We start from the raw sequence: 20,850 nt of genomic DNA on the forward strand, positions 1-20,850 counted from the left end.
TAGGGAGCCTGCGGTGGTCCTGGGCGCGGGTCTGCTGGTCCTCCTGGGCCTGGGCCTGTTCGTCGGCGGCATCGTCACCGGGACGACGGCGCTCTACTGGGGCTGCGTGGCGGCGTGCGGGCTCGCCGCCGTCCTGCTGGTCGGAGCCCGGCTGCGCCCGGCGCGCGAGGCCGGCGACGTCGACCACCGCGCGTCGGAGACCTCCGCGCGGGCGGACGCGGCCCGCACCTGGACGCCCGACGCGCGCCAGGCGGCCGGGCGACCGGCGGTGCCGGCCGAGGAGCAGGCCCCGGCTCGCGAGCCGGTGGAGCGGACGCCGGAGCCCCCGCGCCGGCCGGCCGGGGCGACGGCGGTCCGGGGAACCGAGGCCGAGCCGCTCCCTGAGCCGGGCCCCCCGGTGCCCCCCGCGGAGCCGCGGCGCCCGGACCAGCACGCCGCCGGACTGCCGCAGCCACCCCGCGACGGGCAACCCGCCGTGGAGTCGCCGGCCGAGCCCGCGTCCGCCTTCCCGGCGGCTGCGCCGACCGGCAACGGCCACCTCGCCGACGGCGCGCCGGCGCGCCGCGGTGCCCACGAGCCGCGGGAGGCCCTCGCGGACCCGGCGACGGGAGAGCCCGGCGAGGAGGACGTCGAGGTCACCGACCTGCTCCTCGTGATGGACCTCGACGACGAGGTGCTGGTCGTCGACGAGCACCCGCGCTACCACCTGCGCGGCTGCCCGTTCCTCCGGGGCCGGGTGGGCGTCGGCCTACCCGTGGTCGAGGCACGCACCGGCGGCTTCACCCCGTGCGCCACCTGCCGCCCGGTGCGGCACCTGGCCGAGACCGAGCGCTCCCGCCGGCAAGCGTCCCGCGGGGACTGAGCCGGCCCGGCCAGGGCGTTCCCGGACCGCGGGAACCGGGAGCGGCCCCGTCCCGGGCACCGCCCCGAGCCTGCGGAGGGTGGGGAGGACGGGGTCCGTCCTCAGTCGGTGGCGCGGGCGATCCAGAACCGCGAGCCGGCCGGGCCCTCGACCCCCTCGCCGTCCCCGGGCTGCTGCGCGTGCACGCGGACGGCGAGCACCTCGTCGGCCACCTGCGCACCGTGCTCGGTCAGGGCCTGGCCCATGGGGTCGGCGGAGGAGTCGCCAGCGGTCCACCAGAGCTCGATGCGGTCGCTGACGGCCAGCCCGCCGTTCTTGCGGGCCTCCTGCACCAGCCGCACGGCCTCGCGGACCAGACCGGCCCGCTCCAGCTCCGGGGTCAGCTCCAGGTCCAGCGCGACGGTCAGCCCGCCGCCGCTGGCCACGGTCCACCCCTCGCGCGGCGTCTCGGTGACGACCAGGTCGCCGTCCTCCAGGGGCACGGTGGCGCCGTCGACCTCGACCGACGCCGTCCCGGCGCGGTAGGCGGCCACCAGGGCCGGCGCGTCGGCGGCGGCGACCGCCTTCGCCACCGCCTGCACCTGCTTGCCCAGCCGACGACCGACCGCACGGAAGTCGACCTTCACGCTCACGTCGACCAGGTCGCCGCCGACGGCGGAGAGGTCCATCAGCTCGGCCACGTTGAGCTCGTCGGCGACCTCGGCGACCAGGTCACGCGGGAGCTCCGCCCAGCCCGGCGCGGCCACGACCGCGCGGGCCAGCGGCTGGCGGGTGCGCACCTTGGCCGACGTGCGCGCCGAGCGGCCGAGCTCGACCAGCCGGCGCACCAGCGCCACCTGCTCGACCAGCTGCGGGTCCCGGGCGTCCTCGTCGACGGCCGGCCAGGCGGCCAGGTGCACGCTGTCGACCGCGTCGGCCACACCAGGGACGACGGCGCGGGACCACACCTCCTCGGTGACGAAGGGCGTGAACGGCGCCATCAGCCGGGTCAGCACGTCGAGCACCTCGTGCAGCGTGGCCAGCGCCGCGGGGTCGCCGTCCCAGAACCGCCGCCGCGAGCGGCGCACGTACCAGTTGGACAGGTCGTCGACGAACTGCGCGATCAGCCGCCCGGCGCCCTGGGTGTCGAAGTCCTCGAGCGCGGCGGTGACGCCCTCGGTGACCTCCGCCAGGGTGGCCAGCGCCCACCGGTCCAGCAGCGGCCGCTCGGCCCGCGCCGGTGCGGGGCTCGAGGTCGGGTCCCAGCCGTTCGTGTCGGCGTACAGGGTGAAGAAGCTGGCGGTGTTCCAGTAGGTGAGGAGCACCTTGCGGACCACCTCGGACAGCGTCTCGTGCCCGATCCGGCGGGCCGACCACGGCGAACCGCCGGCCAGCATGAACCAGCGGACGGCGTCGGCGCCGTGCCGGTCCATCAGCGGGATGGGCTCGAGGATGTTGCCCAGGTGCTTGCTCATCTTCCGGCCGTCCTCGGCCAGGATGTGGCCCAGGCACAGCACGTTCTCGTACGAGTTCTCGCCGAACACCAGCGTGCCGACGGCCATCAGCGAGTAGAACCAGCCGCGGGTCTGGTCGATCGCCTCGCAGATGAACTGCGCCGGGTAGGCGGCCTCGAACTCGGCCTGGTTGCGGTACGGCGCGCCCCACTGGGCGAAGGGCATCGAGCCGGAGTCGTACCAGGCGTCGATGACCTGGGGCACCCGGCGGTAGGTGCCCTCCTCGCCGGGCAGCGTGAAGGTCACCTCGTCGATGAACGGCCGGTGCGGGTCCAGGTCGGACAGGTCGCGGCCGGTCAGCTCCGACAGCTCGGCCAACGACCCCACGACGACCATGCGGCCCGGGTCGGCGTCGTTGCGCCAGACCGGCAGCGGCGTCCCCCAGTACCGGTCGCGGGAGAGCGCCCAGTCGATGTTGTTGCGCAGCCAGTCGCCGTAGCGCCCCCACTGGATGTGCTCGGGGTGCCAGTGCGTCTTCTCGTTCTCGGCGAGCAGCTGGTCCTTGACCGCGCTGGTGCGGATGTACCAGGACGGCTGCGCGTAGTACATGAGCGGCGTGTGGCAGCGCCAGCAGTGCGGGTAGCTGTGCTCGTAGCGCTGCTCGCGCCAGAGCACACCCCGGGCCTGCAGGTCCTCGACCAGCGCGGGGTCGGCGGCCTTGAAGAAGTGCCCGCCCACCAGGGGGACGTCGGGCAGGAAGTGCCCGGTCGCGTCGATCGGGTTGACCACCGGCAGGCCGTAGGACCGGCCGACGGCGAGGTCGTCGGCGCCGAACGCGGGGGACTGGTGCACCAGCCCGGTGCCGTCGTCGGTGGTCACGTAGTCGGCCAGGACGACGAAGTGCGCGTCGACCGGCCGACCGTCGGGGCCCTCGGGGAAGTCGACCAGCTCGAACGGCCGCTGGTAGTGCACCCGCTCCCAGTCCCGCCCCGTGGTGCGGGCCAGCACCTCGACGTCGTCGGTGTCGCCGAAGACGGCCTCCAGCAGCGGTTCGGCGACCACGAGGGTGGCGGGGTGGGCCGGGTCCCCGGTGCTTCGCGCGACGACGTAGGTGACGTCGGGGTGCACGGCGACCGCGGTGTTCGACGGCAGCGTCCACGGCGTCGTCGTCCAGATGAGCAGGTCGGCCTTCCCGGCCCACTCGCCGCTGGTGACCGGCAGCCGCACGTACACCGACGGGTCGGTGATCGACTCGTAGCCCTGGGCCACCTCGTGGTCAGAGAGGCCGGTGCCGCAGCGCGGGCAGTACGGCGCGACCCGGTGGTCCTCGACGAGCAGGCCCTTGGCGTGCACCTGCTTGAGCGACCACCAGACGCTCTCGATGTAGGTCGGGTCCATCGTCCAGTAGGCGGTGGACATGTCGACCCAGTAGCCCATCCGGCGCGTCAGGTCGGAGAAGTCCGCGACGTGCCGCTCCACCGACTCCCGGCAGCGGGCGTTGAACTCGGCGATGCCGTAGCGCTCGATGTCGGGCTTGCCGGCGAAGCCGAGCTCCTGCTCGACGGCGATCTCCACCGGCAGGCCGTGGCAGTCCCAGCCGGCACGGCGGGGGACGTGCCAGCCCTGCATGGTCTTGAAGCGGGGGAAGACGTCCTTAAACGCCCGCGCCTCGATGTGGTGGGTCCCCGGGCGGCCGTTGGCGGTGGGCGGGCCCTCGTAGAAGTTCCACTGCGGGCGGCCCGCGGTGGCCTCCAGCGTGCGGGCGAAGACCTTGTCGGCCTCCCAGCGACCCAGGATCTCCTGCTCCAGGGCGGGCAGGTCGACCTGAGGGGGCAGCGCGCGGAAGGGGCCGGGTGAGCTCACGCCGCGATTCTCCCACCCCGCGCGACCCGGTTCCCGAGGCCGCCGTCCGGGCCGCCGGGTCGCGGGGCGGCGCTGGCCTCGACGTACGGGAGACTGCGGAGGTGGACAGGGGCACGCGGTGAACTCGACGGTCACCGTCGCGCTCGCCGCGGGGGCGGTCGTCGTCCTCGTGGCCGCCGTCGCGCTCCGCCTGGCGGACCGGCTGGGACTGCCCAGCCTGCTGCTCTACCTGGCGCTCGGGGTGGCCATCGGGGAGAGCGGCCTCGGCGTCCAGTTCGAGGACTACCGCCTCACGCACACGCTGGCGTACGCCGCCCTCGTCGTCATCCTGGCGGAGGGCGGTCTCACGACGCGGTGGGCCGACGTCCGTCGGGCGATCGGACCCGGGGTCGCGCTGTCCACGGTCGGCGTGGCGGTCAGCGTGGTGGTGACCGCGGCCGTCGGCGTCTGGGTCCTCGGCTACGCCTGGGGCTTCGCCCTCCTGCTGGCCGCGGTCATCAGCTCCACCGACGCCGCCGCCGTCTTCGCGACCCTGCGGCGGCTGCCCCTCCCGCGGCGGATGGCCGCCTCCCTGGAGGCCGAGAGCGGCCTGAACGACGCGCCGGTCATCCTGCTGGTGACCGTGCTGGCCGAGTCGCTCACCGGGGCGTCGACGCTGCCGTGGTGGCTGGTCGGCCTGGAGGTGGCCGCCGAGCTCGCCGGGGGGACCGTCATCGGGGTCGGGATCGGCTTCGGGGGCGCCGCGCTGCTGCGCCGGGTGGCACTCCCCGTGGCCGGCTTCTACCCCCTCGCGACGCTGGCGCTCTGCGTGCTCGCGTACTCGTCGGCGTCGCTGGCGCACACGTCCGGCTTCGTCGCGGTCTACCTCTGCGGACTGGTGCTGGGCAACGCCGCGCTGCCGCACCGGGCGGCGAGCATCGGGTTCGCCGAGGGCATGGCCTCGCTGGCGCAGATCGGCCTGTTCGTCCTGCTGGGTCTCCTCGTGTCACCGGGCCGGCTGGTCGACGGCGTGGGGCCGGCGCTCGTGGTGGGGGGTGCGCTGCTGCTGCTCGCCCGGCCGCTGTCGGTGGTGGCGAGCCTGGCGTGGTTCCGGTTCCCGTGGGCGCAGCAGGTGTTCATCTCCTGGGCCGGCCTGCGCGGGGCGGTGCCGATCGTCGCGGCCATCATCCCGCTGACCATGCAGGTCCCGGGGGCGCGGACCGTCTTCGACACGGTCTTCGTGCTGGTCGTCGTCTTCACGGTCGTCCAGGGCTGGTCGCTGCCGTGGCTCGCGCGGCGCCTGCGGATCGCCACCCCCGTCACGCCGCGCGACGTGCAGGTCGAAGCGGCACCGCTGGAGGAGCTGGACGCGGAGCTGATGCAGCTGACCGTGCCGGAGGGCTCGCGGCTGCACGGCGTCTACCTGCCGGAGCTGCGACTGCCGGAGGACGCGGCCGTGGTGCTCATCGTGCGCGACGGCCGGTCGTTCGTGCCGGGTCCGACGACCCGGCTCATGCGCGGCGACCAGGCGCTGCTGGTGTCCACGCGGAGGTCGCGAGCGGAGGCCGAGCGGCGGCTGCGCGCGGTCAGCCGGGCCGGCCGGCTGGCCAGCTGGCGCGGCGAGAGCGGCGCCGCCTCGGAGGCGGACTGAAGGAGGACCCCCTGCTTCCCGCCACTCGGAGGCTCGCGGCGGGACCCTGCAGGGGGCCACTCCGGGATCCCGGGACGGGGCGGAGCGGTTCAGCGGTGGTCGGGGACGGCACCTGGGCGGGGTGGACCGGGTGTGGGGCCCGGAGGGTCCCCGGTCGGGGCACGGGCAGCGGCTCGGCGCCGGTCGGGGACGGCTCCTGGCCGCGGTGGACCGGGTGTGGGGCCCGGAGGGTCCCCGGTCGGGGCACGGGCAGCGGCTCGGCGCCGGCCGGGGACGGCACCTGGCCGCGGTGTCGGCCGGTAGGCCGACGATGGACTCAGCCGTTGAGCTCGAGGGTCTGCATCGTCTCGGCGCGGACCTCGGCCAGCAGGGCCGGGTCCTCGTTGAGGCGGCGACCGTAGGAGGGGATGGCCTCCTGCAGCTTCGGGCGCCAGCCGGCGATCCGGTCGGGGAAGCAGCGCTCCAGCACGGTGAGCATCGCCGAGACGGCGGTCGAGGCACCGGGGGAGGCGCCGAGCAGACCGGCGATCGTCCCCTCGCCCCCGACGACGAGCTCGGTGCCGAACTGCAGGACGCCGCGGCCGGTCGCCGGGTCGCGCTTGATGACCTGCACCCGCTGGCCGGCGGTGATCATCTCCCAGTCCTGCTGCTCGGCCAGCGGCACGAACGAGGTGAGCGTCTTGTGCCGGGCGCTGCGGGACTGGAGCAGTTCGCCGATCAGGTAGCGGGTCAGCGCCATCTCGGTGCGGGCGACGCCCAGCATCGAGCTCAGGTTGTTCGGCTTGACGCTCAGCGGCAGGTCGAACACCGAACCGGCCTTGAGGAACTTCGGCGAGAAGCCGGCGTAGGGCCCGAACAGCAGCGAGTGGTCGCCATCGATGAGCCGCAGGTCGAGGTGCGGCACCGACATGGGCGGTGCGCCGACGGCGGCCTGGCCGTAGGCCTTCGCCTGGTGGGCCGCGACCAGCTCGGGGGAGCGGGTGCGCAGGAACATGCCGCTGACCGGGAAACCACCGAAGCCGCGGATCTCGGGGATGGCCGCCCTCTGCAGCAGCGGCAGCGCGCCACCACCCGCCCCGACGAACAGGAACCGGGTGCGGACGGTGCGCTCCTCACTGCTGACGGTGTCGCGCACCGTCACCGTCCAGCGGCCGTCGTCCCGCCGCTCGACGTCGGTGACCCGCTGGTTGACGTGCACGTGCACGCCGCGCTCCTCGGCGTCGTCCAGCAGCAGCCGGGTCAGCGACCCGAAGTCGACGTCGGTGCCGGCGGCCGAGCGGGTGGCGGCGACCACCTGGTCGGCGGGACGTCCGGCCATCATCAGCGGCAGCCACGCGGCCATGACGCCGGAGTCGTCGGTGTACTCGAGGCCCTCGAACACCGGCTGTGCGGACATCGCCCGGTGGCGCGTGCGCATGTAGGCGCGGCCGCCCTCGCCGGTCACGAAGCTGACGTGCGGGACGGGGGTGATGAAGTCCTTGGGCGAGCCGGTCAGCCCCGAGCGGACCAGGTGCGACCAGAACTGCCGTGAGACCTGGAACTGCTCGTTGATCGTCACGGCCTTGGTGACGTCGACCGAGCCGTCCGCGCCGGCGGGCGTGTAGTTGAGCTCGCACAGCGCCGCGTGTCCGGTGCCCGCGTTGTTCCAGGGGCCGGAGCTCTCACCCGCGACCGCCGGCCCGGACTCGAAGACGGTGACGCTCCAGTCGGGGGCGACGATGCCGAGCAGCGACGCGAGGGTCGCGCTCATGACACCACCCCCGACGAGGACTACGTCGGGGTCGGTGGCCGGGGCGAGATCGGTGGACACGGGGGCCTTCCCTGCTCGGGGAGAGAACGGGTGCTCTCCCAAACATCGACCAGCTAGCTCCTCAACGTGTCACTCCCCGTGGTGAATCATGTCGCACCGCGTCATGAGATGGATCACACCGCGTTCGAGTTGCGGCTCGGCGCGGTGCGCGGCAGGGCCGCTCGACCGCCGCGGCTATCGTCGGTCCGGACGGCGCCCACCGGCCGCGCCGGCCCCCGCCAGGCCATCGACCGAGGAGCCCTCCTGTCCGATCCGAGCGACCCCCGGGACGGCGCCGTCGCGGCGACCGGCACCCCCGGACGGCGTCCCCGCACCCGGCTGCTGCTCCTGCTCGCGCTGGCGGTGCTGGCCCTGGACCTGGCCACCAAGCTGCTCGTCGTGGCCACGGTCGAGCGCGGAGCCGACATCCGGCTGCTCGGCGGGGCGCTGTACCTGACGCACACCCGCAACACCGGTGCCGCGTTCTCCTTCGCCGAGGGCTTCACGGTCGTCTTCACGCTCATCGCGGTCGCCGTGGCGGTGGTCATCGTGCGCACGGCGCGCCGGCTGTTCTCCACCGGCTGGGCCGTCGCGCTGGGTCTGGTGCTGGGCGGGGCGGTGGGCAACCTCGTCGACCGCGTCTTCCGCGAGCCGGGCTTCCTGCGCGGCGGGGTCGTCGACTTCATCTCGGTGTTCGCGCCGGACGGCGAGGTCTACCCGGTCTTCAACATCGCCGACTCGGCGATCGTCTGCGGGGGTGTGCTGGGGGTCGTGCTCGCGCTGCGCGGCATCGAGTTCGACGGCACCCGCAGCAGCGGCAGGGGCGCCGGAGACGGCGACACCGCGCGCGGCTGACCCGCTCGACGCCGGCCCTCCCGCTGCCCCGGTCAGAATGGACCCCGTGACGAACCCCGCCGGCCAGCACCGAGCGCTCCCGGTGCCCGACGGGCTCGAGGGCCAGCGCGTCGACCAGGCGCTGTCCCGGCTGTTCGGCCTCTCCCGCGGCGCGGCCGCCGACCTCGCCGACGCGGGTGCGGTCGTCCTCGACGGGCGGGTCCGCGGCAAGGGCGACCGGGTCAGCGGCGGCAGCTGGCTGGAGGTCGAGCTGCCCCCGCCGCCAGGTGAGCCGGTCCCGCCCGAGCCGGTCCCGGGCCTGACCGTCGTCCACGACGACGACGACGTCGTGGTGGTCGACAAGCCCGTCGGCGTCGCCGCGCACCCGAGCCCCGGCTGGGAGGGGCCCACCGTCGTCGGCGGACTGGCCGCCGCCGGGTACCGCATCTCCACCTCGGGTGCCGCCGAGCGGCAGGGCGTCGTCCACCGGCTCGACGCCGGGACGACGGGACTGATGGTCGTGGCCAAGAGCGAGCGGGCCTACACCGCGCTCAAGGCCGCGTTCAAGCAGCGCACCGTCGAGAAGGGCTACGCCGCCCTCGTCCAGGGCCACCCGGACCCGTCGCGCGGCACCATCGACGCCCCGATCGACCGGCACCCCAGGCACGACTGGAAGTTCGCCGTGGTCCAGGGCGGGCGCCCGTCGGTGACCCACTACGAGGTCGTCGAGGCGTTCCCGGCCGCCAGCCTGGTCGACATCCGGCTGGAGACGGGCCGCACCCACCAGATCCGGGTGCACTTCTCCGCGCTGCGCCACCCCTGCGTCGGCGACACGGTGTACGGGGCCGATCCGACGCTGGCCGCCCGGCTGGGCGTCTCCCGGCAGTGGCTGCACGCCGCCCGGCTGGGCATCCCGCACCCGGCCGACGGCCACTGGATGGAGTTCACCAGTCCCTACCCGCCTGACCTGGCCGGCGCGCTCGACATCCTGCGCGCCGAGTCCTGACGCCCGTGCGAGCTCGACCGTGAGCACGGTGGGGCTCCCCGGCTCGCTGGGGGACTTCGGCCCGGCCGCGCTGTCCGCGGTGGTGGTCGCCGGGTACCTGGTGGTCGGGGAGCCGGTGGTCGGGCACGTGCTGCACCGCCGCTTCGAGGGCCGGCTGCGCACCGACGACGGCGCCCGGCGGTCCTTCTACGGCCGGCTGCTGGTGCTCGAGTGGGGGCTCGCGGCGCTCGCCCTGGTCGTGTGGCTGTCGGCACCCGGGGTGGACGCCGCGGCCGTGGGCCTGCGCTGGCCGCAGTCGTGGCCCGGGCCGGTCGCCGTCGCCGCCACCGTGCTGGTCCTCGGCTTCGTCGTCGTCTCCACGCGGGCGCTGCGCTCCGGTGGGCTGGCGCGCGCGGCCGAGCTGCGCCGGCCCGGGGAGGGGCGGCACGCCGAGCCGGCCGTGCACGCCACGCTGGCGCTGCTGCCGCGGACGACGGCGGAGCGGCGGCTGTTCACCCTGGTCGGGGTCACCGCCGGCGTCTGCGAGGAGTGGCTCTACCGCGGGTTCTTCCTCGCCGTGGTCGCCGCCGTCGGCGAGGGGCTGCCGACGCCGGTGCTGGTCGCGGTCGGCGCGCTGGCGTTCGGGCTGGCACACGCCTACCAGGGCGTCGCGGGCATCGTGACCACCGGCGTGCTGGGCGGGGTCATGGCCGGCCTCTACCTGGGCACCGGGTCGCTGCTGCTGCCCGTCGTCCTGCACGCGCTGATCGACCTGCGCTTCCTGCTGGTGCCCGCGTCCGCGCTGCCCGACGTCCTCCGGCGGCCGACGTGAGGGCCCGCCGGGCCGTTGCCGCGGACTGGCCCCAGGTGGCCGCCCTGCGCGCCCGGGTCTTCGTCGAGGAGCAGGGCGTGCCCGCCGAGATCGAGCAGGACGCGCACGACGCGACCGCGGTGCACGCCCTCGCCGAGGACGACGAGGGGTGCGTGGTGGCCACCGGACGGCTGCTGGTCCGCGACGGGCGCGCGGTGATCGGCCGGATGGCGGTCGACGCCGCGGCCCGCGGGCGGGGGTACGGCGCCGCCGTCCTCGCCGAGCTGCACCGGCAGGCCGTCGCACTGGGCCTGACCGAGGTGGAGCTGCACGCCCAGCTCACCGCGCGGGGCTTCTACGAGCGGGCCGGCTACACCGCCGTCGGAGACGTGTACGAGGAGGCGGGCATCGCCCACGTCACGATGCGGCGTCCGCTCGTGTGACGGATCGGTCCGCCGGATCGCCGGGACACGTCTTGTCAGAGCCCCGGAGTAGACCTCTGCAGGTGCGAGGATCGGGTCACCCCCGGCCCGCACCCCGGACCACAGCACCGCCGGTCTTCCCCGCCGGTCGCCTGCCGGATCCCGACGGCCGGGCACGCACGACCCGTGAGGAGCACGAAGGCCCGTGAGCACCCCGTCGTCCGACTCGTTCGTGCACCTGCACGTACACACCGAGTACTCGATGCTCGACGGCGCGGCGAAGCTGCCGGAGGTCACCAGGGCCGCCGCCGAGCAGGGGATGCCCGCGCTGGCGATGACCGACCACGGCAACGTCTTCGGCGCCTACGACTTCTACAAGCAGGCCAAGGCCGCCGGCGTGAAGCCGATCATCGGCATGGAGGGCTACTACACGCCCGGCTCGCGCTTCGACCGCGCGCCGTTCGACTTCGGCGACAACCTCATCGACGAGGACGGCGAGGGCGGCTCCTCGCGCGGCAAGGCCGCCTACACGCACATGACGTTGCTGGCGCGCACCACCGAGGGGATGCACAACCTCTTCCGCATCTCCTCGATGGCCAGCCTCGAGGGGCAGTACCGCAAGCCGCGCTTCGACCGCGACCTGCTCGAGCGGTACGGCAAGGGCCTCATCGCCACCACCGGTTGCCCGTCGGGCGAGGTGAACATGTGGCTGCGCGCCGGCAGGTACGAGCGCGCCCGCCAGGCCGCGGCCGACTTCCAGGACATCTTCGGCAAGGAGAACTTCTACGCCGAGCTGATGGACCACGGGCTGGCGATCGAGAAGAAGACCCGCCCCCAACTCATGCAGATCGCCGGGGAGCTGGGCATCCCGCTGCTGGCGACCAACGACCTGCACTACACGCACAAGGAGGACGCCGAGGCCCACGACGCCCTGCTGTGCATCCAGACCGGGTCGCGGCTCAACGAGACCAACCGCTTCAAGTTCAACGGTGACGGCTACTACCTGAAGAGCGCCGCGGAGATGCGCGCGCTGTTCCCCGACGAACTCGCCCCGGCGTGCGACAACACGCTGCTGGTCGCCGAGCAGTGCGACGTCAGCTTCACCGAGGGCGCGGACCTGATGCCCCGGTTCCCGCTGCCGCCGGGGGAGGACGAGACCTCCTGGTTCGTCAAGGAGGTCGAGCGGGGGCTGCACAAGCGCTGGCCGAACGGCATCCCCGACCACGTGCGCAAGCAGGCCGACTACGAGGTCGGGATCATCACGCAGATGGGCTTCCCGGGGTACTTCCTCGTGGTCGCCGACTTCATCAACTGGGCCAAGGACAACGGCATCCGCGTCGGACCGGGCCGTGGCTCGGCGGCGGGCTCGCTCGCCGCCTACGCCATGGGCATCACCGACCTCGACCCGCTGGCGCACGGGCTGATCTTCGAGCGGTTCCTCAACCCCGAGCGCGTCTCCATGCCCGACGTCGACATCGACTTCGACGACCGCCGGCGCGGCGAGGTCATCCAGTACGTCTCGCAGAAGTACGGCGAGGAGCGGGTCAGCCAGATCGTCACGTACGGCACCATCAAGGCCAAGGCCGCGATCAAGGACGCCGCCCGCGTGCTCGACCGGCCCTACTCGGTCGGCGACGAGCTGACCAAGCTGATGCCGCCGGCCGTCATGGGCAAGGACATCCCGCTGTCGGGGATCTTCGACCCGGCCCACCCCCGCTACAAGGAGGCCGCGGAGTTCCGCGCGCGCTACGAGTCCGACCCCGGGGCGGCCGAGGTCGTCGACCAGGCGCGCAAGCTCGAGGGGCTGAAGCGCCAGTGGGGCGTGCACGCCGCCGGCGTCATCATCGGCCGCTACCCGCTGATCGACAGCATCCCGATCATGCGGCGCGAGGCCGACGGCGCGATCATCACGCAGTTCGACTACCCGACCTGCGAGACGCTCGGCCTGCTCAAGATGGACTTCCTGGGCCTGCGCAACCTCACGGTCATCGACGACGCGCTGCGCAACATCGTCGCGAACGGCAAGGAGCCGATCGACCTCGACGAGATCAGCAAGGACCTCACCGACAAGGCGACCTACGACCTGCTGGCCCGCGGTGACACCCTCGGCGTCTTCCAGTTCGACGGCGGGCCGATGCGCTCGCTGCTCCGCCTCATGCGGCCGGACAACTTCGAGGACATCTCCGCCGTCGGCGCGCTCTACCGGCCCGGCCCGATGGGCGCGAACTCGCACACCAACTACGCGCTGCGCAAGAACGGCCAGCAGGAGATCACGCCGATCCACCCCGAGCTCGCGGAGCCCCTGGAGGACATCCTCGGCACGACCTACGGCCTGATCGTCTACCAGGAGCAGGTCATGGCGATCGCGCAGAAGGTCGCCGGGTACTCCCTCGGCAAGGCCGACCTGCTGCGCCGCGCGATGGGCAAGAAGAAGAAGTCCGTCCTCGACGCGGAGTTCGTCGGCTTCGAGGCCGGCATGAAGGAGCGCGGCTACTCCGATGCCGCGATCAAGACGCTGTGGGACATCCTCGTCCCGTTCGCCGACTACGCGTTCAACAAGGCCCACTCCGCCGCCTACGGCCTGGTGTCCTACTGGACCGCGTACCTCAAGGCCAACTACCCGGCCGAGTACATGGCCGGGCTGCTCACCAGCGTCGGCGACGACAAGGACCGCCGGCCGATCTACCTGGCCGAGTGCCGACGGATGGGCATCAAGGTCCTCCCGCCGGACGTCAACGAGTCGTCCTGGGACTTCACCGCCGTCGGCACCGACATCCGCTTCGGCCTCGCGTCGGTGCGCAACGTCGGGCACAACGTCGTCGACTCGATCCGCCGGGCCCGCGAGGAGAAGGGCGCCTTCAAGGACTTCGCGGACTTCATGCGCAAGATCGACACGGTGGCCTGCAACAAGAAGGTCATCGAGTCCCTGGCCAAGGCCGGCGCGTTCGACTCCCTCGGCCACTCGCGGCAGGGCATCGTCGCGGTGCACGCCCAGGCCGTCGACTCGGCGATGGCGCTCAAGCGCAAGGAGGCCGAGGGGCAGTTCGACCTCTTCGGGAGCTTCGGTGACGAGGGCGGCGACGACCCGTTCAGCGGGGCGCTGGACATCGCGATCCCCACGGCGGACTGGTCGAAGTCCGAGCGGCTGGTGTTCGAGCGCGACATGCTCGGCCTCTACGTCTCCGACCACCCGCTGCACGGTGTGGAGCACGTGCTCGCGGCCAACGCGGACACGCCGATCGCCGAGATCAACGCCGGCGGCATCGAGGACGGCGCCAACGTCACCATCGCCGGCATCCTCACCTCGGTCGCGCCGCGCACCAACAAGCAGGGCGCGCCGTGGGCCATCGCGACCCTGGAGGACCTCGAGTCCGGCATCGAGGTGCTGTTCTTCCCCAAGACGTGGGCGGAGGTCTCGGAGAAGGTCGTCCGCGACCAGATCGTCGTGGTCAAGGGCCGGATCAGCCGCCGCGACGACCAGCCCTCGATGTTCGGCTCCGAGGTGACCATCCCGGAGCTCACCGAGGGCGCGCGCGGCCCGGTGCTGGTCTCGATGGCGGCGGCTCGCTGCACCCCGCCGGTCGTCGAGCGGCTGCGTGAGGTCCTGGGCAGCCACCCGGGCACGACCGAGGTCCACCTCAAGCTGCTCAACAACGGCCGGGAGACCGTGCTGCGGCTCGACCAGGGCCTGCGGGTGCGGCCCAGCACGGCGCTGATGGGCGACATCAAGGCGCTGCTGGGCCCGACCAGCGTCGCCCTGCTCTGACCGAGGACCCCCGAGACGGCCCCGTCCCTCTCACCGTGGGAAGGACCCCGTCCTCCCCTTGGAGGACCCCCTTGCCCGCCGCCACTCGCCGGCTCGCGGCGGGACCCTGCAGGGGGCCACGGGACGGGGTCGCGGCGAGCCTCCGGACCGGGCCGTCCGACACCTCGCACGCTCGGGTGCTCGGCACGGGGCCGCTGCAGGGGCCCGCGCCTCGCGAGGCACGGGCCCCTGCAGCACGGCCGCCGGTCCGCCGACCGCTGCGAGCCGGTCAGCCGCCCCGGGCGGGGCCGGGCCGTCGAAGGGTCCGGAACAGGTGCACGAGCATGGCGGCCAGGGTCACCATCTAGGCCGCGAGTGCGAGCCAGATGCCGGCCGCCCCCACCACGCCCACCAGCGGCAGGGCGTCGACCCGGCCGAGGTACGTGCCGGCGACGGCGTACATGCCCAGGGGGAAGACGATCGCCCACAGCGAGGACTCGTAGACCAATGGCACGCGGTGCACCCGGTGGCGCCACCACCCGGCCGCCACGAGGACGGGGATGAGCCAGGTCCCGAAGGCCCACAGGAGGACCGCGACACCGGCGATCAGCCCGCGGGTGGCCTCGACCATGGGAGAGGGGCGCATGTCCACGATCCGCGCCCCCGCGAGCACGCTGATGGCGGTGGCACCCATCGCGATCCAGTACGGCGGGGTCAGGTCGGTGGCCCGCAGGTCGTACACCAGCAGCCGGACGGAGACCAGGACGCCGACCGCGGCGTACAGGAAGACACCGACCGACCAGGAGAACACCGCAGCCGCGGCCAGCGCGTGGCGCAGGTCGGGCAGCTCCGGCTCCAGGGTCGCGGCGGAGACGGCTATCGACTGCGCAGCCACCACCCAGGTGAACCAGGTGCCGTCTGCGGCTCCGAGCACGGGGTGCGGGTGCCGGGCCATGACCGCGGTCCACGGGATGACGTAACCCAGCACCAGCCACGCCAGTCCGGCGACCACCAGCAGCACCAGGGCGACGGCGTGGTGGCCGTCCATGGCCACGCGGACTCCCAGGACGTTGCTGCCCGCAATGAAGGTGAAGAAGCCGAAGCCCCGGTTGGGGTCGGCCAGGTCCGCGCGTACTGCATCGCGGTGCACGAGCACGCGCCACCCGCTGAGGGCGAGCAGTACGGCGTAGGACACCTCGCACACGAGCAGTGACAGCACCGAGAGCAGGTGCCGCCCGTGCTGGTCCAGCCCGATGGAGACGATGCCGCTGGCCATCACGAGGGCGAAGTAGCCCGGTGCCAGCCGGCGCGCGGCCTCGTCCAGTCGGCGAGCCGCTCCCGCGCTGCTCACGGCCGAGAGGCTACTGATCCCCGACCCGACACTCCCGCCCACGCTCGGACGCGCGCTCGCAGCCGCAGGGCCACCACGCCGGACAGGCGTGCGCCAGCCGCCGGGGTGCTGCACGCGGTTCACTGGGGGCGTGGACAGCACCTCCGCAGCCGATCCCGCCGGGCCGCCGCCCGTCCGCCCTGCACGCTGGGGGGCCGGTGACCGGTGGCCCGGCCGGGCGGAGCTGCGCGCCGACCTGCGCGGCTCGCTGGTGCTCGTCGGCGTGCTGCTGCTGGCCGGGGTGGCCGCCGGGCTGCTGTGGTGGGCGCTGGCGCCGCGGGCGACCTTCGAGGTCACCGCGGACGGCGTGGTCCCCGTCGGGCTCCCGTCGGCCGAGCTGCCCTTCGCCGACGACGGCGTCTTCACCCTCGTGCTGGCCGGACTCGGGCTGGTGGCCGGGCTGGTCGCCTGGCGGCTGCGGCGCCGTCGCGGGGTCGCCACCGTGCTCGCGCTCGCCGTCGGCGCGGTGCTGGCATCGCTCGCCGCCTGGCGGCTCGGCGAGCTGCTCGGCGCCGGTCCCTCGCCGGCCGAGCTCGCCGCCGTGGGCACCCGCGTGATCACGCCGCTGCGGCTCGGCTCGCCCGCAGCGCTCGCGGTGGCGCCCTTCCTCGCCGTCCTCGGCTACGTGGTGGCCACGCTGCTCACCGCGTCCGAAGACCTGGACCGACCCGACCCGGTGCCGGCCGGCCCGCACCCCGACAGCCTGCCGGAGGCCACCGTCGCCGAGGACGCGCTGCGCCCCTAGCCGCCGCCCGCGGATGGCCACCCCTCAGGGCCCCACGCCGAGCATGCGAGGCGTGGGGAGAGGGGTGGTCCTTTCAGTTGACGCTGCGCGGGCCGGCGAAGCGCTGCAGCGGCGCGGGCACCGCGCCGATCGTCTCCAGCAGGGTCAGCTCGCGGCGCAGCAGCCGGGACTCGGTCTGCAGCCGCCGGCGGGTGGCCGACTCGGCCAGCAGCCCCTGCCGGTCCTCGGTGGTCAGCAGCGCCGCCGAGGCCACCAGGTAGGACAGCGCCCGCGGTTCCCCGGCGACGGCCTCGAGTAGCTCGGAGGTGTCGGCTCCCTCGCCGTCGACGTCCCCGGTCAGGGTGGCGACGGCGGTGACGTAGCGGCCGAACAGGTCGCCCACCCCACGCACCAGCACCTCCATCGAGCCGCGCGCGACCTCCGACACCAGCTCGTCGTGGGGCGGGTCGGCCGGCCACCCGCCGGGCGCGGTCAGGCCCTCCTGGTCCCCGGCGGCCTCCTCGGCAGCCTCCTCGTCGGCCAGCCACTCGACCTCGGCCTGCAGGTAGGGCGGGTCCTCGCCGACGAGGAGGTCGAGCAGCCGGAACCGCTCGTCGCCGATGGTCACGATGCGGAACCCGCCGTCGGGCTGGGGCCGCACGGTCTGCAGCAGCGCGGTGCAGCCGACGTCGTAGAGGGCCTCGGCCGGGGCGATGTCCTCGACCTCCCAGCCCTGCCGGATGGCCACCACCCCGAAGCAGCGGGCCCCGCCCTCCGGCAGCTCCAGCAGGTCGCGCACCAGCCGGCGGTAGCGCGGCTCGAAGACCTGCAGCGGCAGGACCACCCCGGGGAACAGCGGCGTCCCCAGCGGGAAGAGCGGGATGACGTCCACGGCAGGCGAGCCTACGGGTGGCCCCGGTCCCCGAACGGGACAGCGCGCCGGGGGGAGCCGCCCCGGCGGCTACCCTGGGGTGTTCCGTTCCCACCCAGGAGGTCCGCCCGTGCTCGCCCGCATCGACCTGCGTGGATCGGCTCTGCCGGGGGTGCGTGAGCTCTCCGGCCTGCTGCCCCGCGCCGCCACCGACATCGACTCGGTGCTGGCCACGGTCCGGCCGCTGTGCGAGGACGTGCGGCTGCGCGGCGCCCAGGCCGTCCGCGAGATCACCGCCCGGCTCGACGGTGTCGACCTCGAGGACTTCACCGTCCCGCAGGAGGCCATCGACGCTGCGCTCGCCGGCATCGACCCCGCCGTCCGGGCCGCCCTCGAGGAGGCCATCGCCCGCGTCCGGAAGGTGCACGCCGACCAGCGACGCACCGACGTCACCACCGACGTCGTCCCCGGCGGCACGGTCACCGAGCGCTGGGTGCCGGTACGCCGCGTCGGCCTCTACGTGCCCGGCGGGCTGGCGCCGCTGCTGTCCAGCGTCGTGATGAACGTCGTCCCCGCGCAGATCGCCGGGGTGCAGTCCATCGCGGTCGCCTCCCCGCCGCAGCGCGACCACGGCGGCCTGCCCGACCCCGGCGTGCTGGCCGCCTGCGCGCTGCTCGGCGTCACCGAGGTCTACGCCGTCGGCGGGGCGCAGGCGATCGCCGTGTTCGGCTACGGCGCCGGCTCCTGCGAGCCGGTCGACATGGTCACCGGGCCCGGCAACGTCTACGTGACGGCGGCCAAGCGGCTGCTGCGCGGGCTCATCGGCATCGACTCCGAGGCCGGCCCGACCGAGGTGGCGATCCTCGCCGACGAGACCGCCGACCCGGTGCACGTCGCGGCCGACCTGATCAGCCAGGCCGAGCACGACCCGCTGGCCGGCGCGGTGCTGGTCACCGACAGCGAGGCGCTGGCCGACGCCGTCCTCGACCTGGTGCCCGGGCAGGTCGCTGCGACCAAGCACTCCGACCGGATCTCCGCCGCGCTGGAGGGCAGCCAGTCGGGCATCGTGCTGGTGGACGACGTCGACGCCGGTCTGCGCGTGGTCGACGCCTACGCCGCCGAGCACCTGGAGATCCAGACCCGGGACGCGCGCGAGGTGGCGATGCGGGTGCGCAACGCCGGGGCGGTGTTCGTGGGCGCCTGGTCGCCGGTCTCGCTGGGCGACTACATCGCCGGCTCGAACCACGTGCTGCCCACCGGCGGGTGCGCGCGGCACTCCAGCGGCCTGTCGGTGCAGTCCTTCCTGCGCGGCATCCACCTGGTCGAGTACGACGAGCGGGCACTCGCCGACGTCGCCGGGCACATCGACGCCCTGGCCGGTGCCGAGGACCTGCCCGCGCACGCCGCCGCCGTCCGGGCCCGGCAGCGCGCATGACGGGTCTGGACGAGCTCCCGCTGCGGCCGGAGCTGCGTGGCCGCACGCCCTACGGCGCCCCGCAGCTTCAGGTGAAGCACCGGCTCAACACCAACGAGAACCCGCACCCGCTGCCGCCGGAGCTGCTCGCCGACCTGGGCGAGGCGCTGGGGCACGCGGCGCTGGAGCTCAACCGGTACCCCGACCGGGACGCGCTCGCGCTGCGCCGCGACCTGGCCGCCTACCTCAGCCGCAGCAGCGGGGAGACGGTCGAGCCGGCGCAGGTCTGGGCGGCCAACGGCTCCAACGAGGTGCTCCAGCAGGTCCTGCAGGCCTTCGGTGGGTCAGGGCGGACGGCGCTGGGCTTCACGCCGTCCTACTCGATGCACCCGATCATCTCGGCCGGCACCGGTACGGCCTGGGTCGACGGGCACCGCCGGGAGGACTTCAGCATCGACGCCGCACAGGCCGCCGCGCAGGTGCGCGAGGTCCGTCCCGACGTCGTCTTCGTGACCAGCCCCAACAACCCGACCGGCACCGCGGTCGCGCTCGAGACGATCGCGACGGTCTACGACGCGACGTCCTACGGCCACGGGCGGGCCGGCGTGGTCGTGGTCGACGAGGCCTACACCGAGTTCGCCCGCACCGGCACGCGTTCGGCGCTCACCCTGTTGCCCGGCCGGCCGCGGCTGCTGGTGAGCCGCACGATGAGCAAGGCGTTCGGGATGGCGGGCCTGCGGCTGGGCTACCTGGCCGCCGACCCCGCCGTCGTCGACGCCCTGCAGCTGGTCCGGCTGCCCTACCACCTGTCATCGCTGACCCAGGCGGCCGCGCGGACGGCGCTGGCGCACACCGACGCGCTGCTGGCCACCGTCGACGCGGTCAGGGCCGAGCGGGACCGGATCGTCGCCACGCTCCCCGGGCTGGGGCTGACCAGCGTCCCGAGCGACGCCAACTTCGTCCTCTTCGGACGGTTCGCCGACGCCCCCGCCGTGTGGCGTGCGCTGCTCGAACACGACGTCCTCGTCCGGGACGTCGGCCTGCCCGGCTGGCTGCGGGTGACCGCCGGCACCACGGAGGAGACCGATGCCTTCCTCACCGCGCTGGGTGAGGTCATGCGTGAGCGGGGTGCCGCTTGACGGACGCCGACGGGCCGGCGTCGAGGACCACCCTGGGTGAGGTGGTCGCCGACCTGCACCTGGGAGGATCGGGGTCATGACCCGCACCGCACGCGTCGAGCGCGAGACCAGCGAGACCAAGCTCGTCGTCGAACTGGACCTCGACGGCACCGGCACGAGCTCGATCAGCACCGGGGTCGGGTTCTACGACCACATGCTGACCTCGCTGTCCAAGCACAGCGGCATCGACCTCACCGTGCAGGCCGACGGCGACCTGCACATCGACGCCCACCACACCGTCGAGGACGTCGCCATCGCCCTCGGTCAGGCGTTCGCGCAGGCCCTGGGGGACAAGAAGGGCATCACCCGCTACGGCGACGCGACGATCCCGATGGACGAGGTGCTCGCGCAGGCGGCCGTCGACCTCTCCGGCCGGCCGTACTTCGTGCACTCGGAGCCGGAGAACATGACGCCGATGATCGGGCCCGACTACCCGACGTCGCTGACCAAGCACGTGCTCGAGTCCTTCGCCTTCAACGCCCGGATCAGCCTGCACGTGCGGGTGCTCTACGCCGGCCGCGACGCCCACCACATCGTCGAGGGCCAGTTCAAGGCGCTGGCGCGGGCGCTGCGGGCTGCGGTCGCCATCGACCCGCGCGTCACCGACGTCCCCTCCACAAAGGGCGCTCTGTAACGGCCATGACCGTGCTCCGGTGCCTCGCGTGACCTTCGCGGTCCTGCTGCTCGTCCTCGGCGGCTTCCTGCTCGGCGGTGCGTGGAGCATCTGGCGGGCCGACCACGACACCAAGGGGCGCACCGGCCCGCAGGTCGCCGTCGCCGCCGTGCTGTTGATCGCCGCGGTCCTCGCCACGGCGTCGGGGGTCCTCCGCCTGGTGTAGGGGCCAAGGGGCGGTTCCTGGCCGTCGTCCTGGCCGACTCGACCCCGTGGCAGGCGTACG

The 20,850-nt window shown here is 73.9% G+C and carries 16 protein-coding genes; 12 read left to right on the forward strand and 4 right to left on the reverse strand.

Features of this window, described 5'->3' with window-relative positions; translation table 11 throughout:
- Positions 1-13: 13 nt before the first annotated feature.
- Positions 14-862 (forward strand): hypothetical protein, encoded by an 849-nt coding sequence (locus tag ACU610_RS04230; RefSeq protein ID WP_446766468.1) that lies wholly within the window; start codon positions 14-16, stop codon positions 860-862.
- Between the two features lie 101 nt (positions 863-963).
- Here ACU610_RS04230 and ileS read toward each other — a convergent pair whose 3' ends face one another.
- Entirely contained in the window at positions 964-4,158 is a 3,195-nt protein-coding gene (gene ileS / locus ACU610_RS04235; RefSeq protein WP_446766469.1) for an isoleucine--tRNA ligase, read from the reverse strand.
- 118 nt (positions 4,159-4,276) lie between these two features.
- Between ileS and ACU610_RS04240 the strand changes: the two genes are divergently transcribed.
- Positions 4,277-5,788 (forward strand): potassium/proton antiporter, encoded by a 1,512-nt coding sequence (locus ACU610_RS04240; protein WP_446766470.1) that lies wholly within the window; start codon positions 4,277-4,279, stop codon positions 5,786-5,788.
- 316 nt (positions 5,789-6,104) lie between these two features.
- Here ACU610_RS04240 and mqo read toward each other — a convergent pair whose 3' ends face one another.
- The gene (gene mqo / locus ACU610_RS04245; RefSeq protein ID WP_446766471.1) at positions 6,105-7,598 is read right to left on the reverse strand and encodes a malate dehydrogenase (quinone); all 1,494 of its coding nucleotides are present in this window, start codon (positions 7,596-7,598) and stop codon (positions 6,105-6,107) included.
- 108 nt (positions 7,599-7,706) lie between these two features.
- On the opposite strand from mqo, the gene lspA reads away from it, so the two are divergent.
- From lspA to dnaE, 5 genes are all read left to right on the forward strand, one after another.
- Positions 7,707-8,432, forward strand: a complete 726-nt coding sequence (gene lspA, locus ACU610_RS04250; protein WP_446766472.1) for a signal peptidase II — start codon at positions 7,707-7,709, stop codon at positions 8,430-8,432.
- A gap of 37 nt (positions 8,433-8,469) precedes the next feature.
- The gene (locus tag ACU610_RS04255) at positions 8,470-9,417 is read left to right on the forward strand and encodes an RluA family pseudouridine synthase (RefSeq protein WP_446766473.1); all 948 of its coding nucleotides are present in this window, start codon (positions 8,470-8,472) and stop codon (positions 9,415-9,417) included.
- Between the two features lie 19 nt (positions 9,418-9,436).
- Positions 9,437-10,228 (forward strand): CPBP family intramembrane glutamic endopeptidase, encoded by a 792-nt coding sequence (locus tag ACU610_RS04260; protein WP_446766474.1) that lies wholly within the window; start codon positions 9,437-9,439, stop codon positions 10,226-10,228.
- The gene (locus tag ACU610_RS04265; RefSeq protein ID WP_446766475.1) at positions 10,225-10,650 is read left to right on the forward strand and encodes a GNAT family N-acetyltransferase; all 426 of its coding nucleotides are present in this window, start codon (positions 10,225-10,227) and stop codon (positions 10,648-10,650) included. Before ACU610_RS04260 ends, ACU610_RS04265 begins: the two co-directional genes overlap by 4 nt.
- Positions 10,651-10,834: 184 nt before the next feature.
- On the forward strand, positions 10,835-14,395 hold the full coding sequence (dnaE, locus tag ACU610_RS04270; protein WP_446766476.1) for a DNA polymerase III subunit alpha: 3,561 nt from the start codon (positions 10,835-10,837) through the stop codon (positions 14,393-14,395).
- 343 nt (positions 14,396-14,738) lie between these two features.
- Here the strand turns inward: dnaE and ACU610_RS04275 are convergent, their stop codons facing one another.
- A complete protein-coding gene (locus ACU610_RS04275) occupies positions 14,739-15,725 on the reverse strand; it encodes a tellurite resistance/C4-dicarboxylate transporter family protein (protein ID WP_446766477.1) in 987 nt (328 codons plus the stop codon).
- Positions 15,726-15,855: 130 nt separating this feature from the next.
- On the opposite strand from ACU610_RS04275, the gene ACU610_RS04280 reads away from it, so the two are divergent.
- Positions 15,856-16,509, forward strand: coding sequence for a hypothetical protein (locus ACU610_RS04280; protein ID WP_446766478.1), 654 nt, complete (start codon positions 15,856-15,858; stop codon positions 16,507-16,509).
- A gap of 73 nt (positions 16,510-16,582) precedes the next feature.
- Here the strand turns inward: ACU610_RS04280 and ACU610_RS04285 are convergent, their stop codons facing one another.
- Entirely contained in the window at positions 16,583-17,380 is a 798-nt protein-coding gene (locus ACU610_RS04285; RefSeq protein WP_446766479.1) for an LON peptidase substrate-binding domain-containing protein, read from the reverse strand.
- Positions 17,381-17,489: 109 nt separating this feature from the next.
- Between ACU610_RS04285 and hisD the strand changes: the two genes are divergently transcribed.
- From hisD to ACU610_RS04305, 4 genes are all read left to right on the forward strand, one after another.
- Positions 17,490-18,794, forward strand: coding sequence for a histidinol dehydrogenase (hisD, locus tag ACU610_RS04290; RefSeq protein ID WP_446766480.1), 1,305 nt, complete (start codon positions 17,490-17,492; stop codon positions 18,792-18,794).
- Entirely contained in the window at positions 18,791-19,912 is a 1,122-nt protein-coding gene (locus tag ACU610_RS04295; RefSeq protein WP_446766481.1) for a histidinol-phosphate transaminase, read from the forward strand. Before hisD ends, ACU610_RS04295 begins: the two co-directional genes overlap by 4 nt.
- 76 nt (positions 19,913-19,988) lie before the next feature.
- Positions 19,989-20,585, forward strand: a complete 597-nt coding sequence (gene hisB / locus ACU610_RS04300) for an imidazoleglycerol-phosphate dehydratase HisB (RefSeq protein WP_446766482.1) — start codon at positions 19,989-19,991, stop codon at positions 20,583-20,585.
- A gap of 28 nt (positions 20,586-20,613) precedes the next feature.
- A complete protein-coding gene (locus ACU610_RS04305; RefSeq protein ID WP_446766483.1) occupies positions 20,614-20,790 on the forward strand; it encodes a hypothetical protein in 177 nt (58 codons plus the stop codon).
- Positions 20,791-20,850 lie beyond the last annotated feature (60 nt).

The sequence above is a fragment of the Geodermatophilus sp. URMC 61 genome (assembly GCF_052931555.1).

What these genes read in the sequence shown, in the direction of transcription:
- lspA (WP_446766472.1), top strand. Translation starts at nt 7,707, where the DNA reads ATGGATCACACCGCGTTCGAGTTGCGGCTCGGCGCGGTGCGCGGCAGG.
- ACU610_RS04255 (WP_446766473.1), top strand. Translation starts at nt 8,470, where the DNA reads ATGGACCCCGTGACGAACCCCGCCGGCCAGCACCGAGCGCTCCCGGTG.
- ACU610_RS04295 (WP_446766481.1), top strand. Translation starts at nt 18,791, where the DNA reads ATGACGGGTCTGGACGAGCTCCCGCTGCGGCCGGAGCTGCGTGGCCGC.
- hisB (WP_446766482.1), top strand. Translation starts at nt 19,989, where the DNA reads ATGACCCGCACCGCACGCGTCGAGCGCGAGACCAGCGAGACCAAGCTC.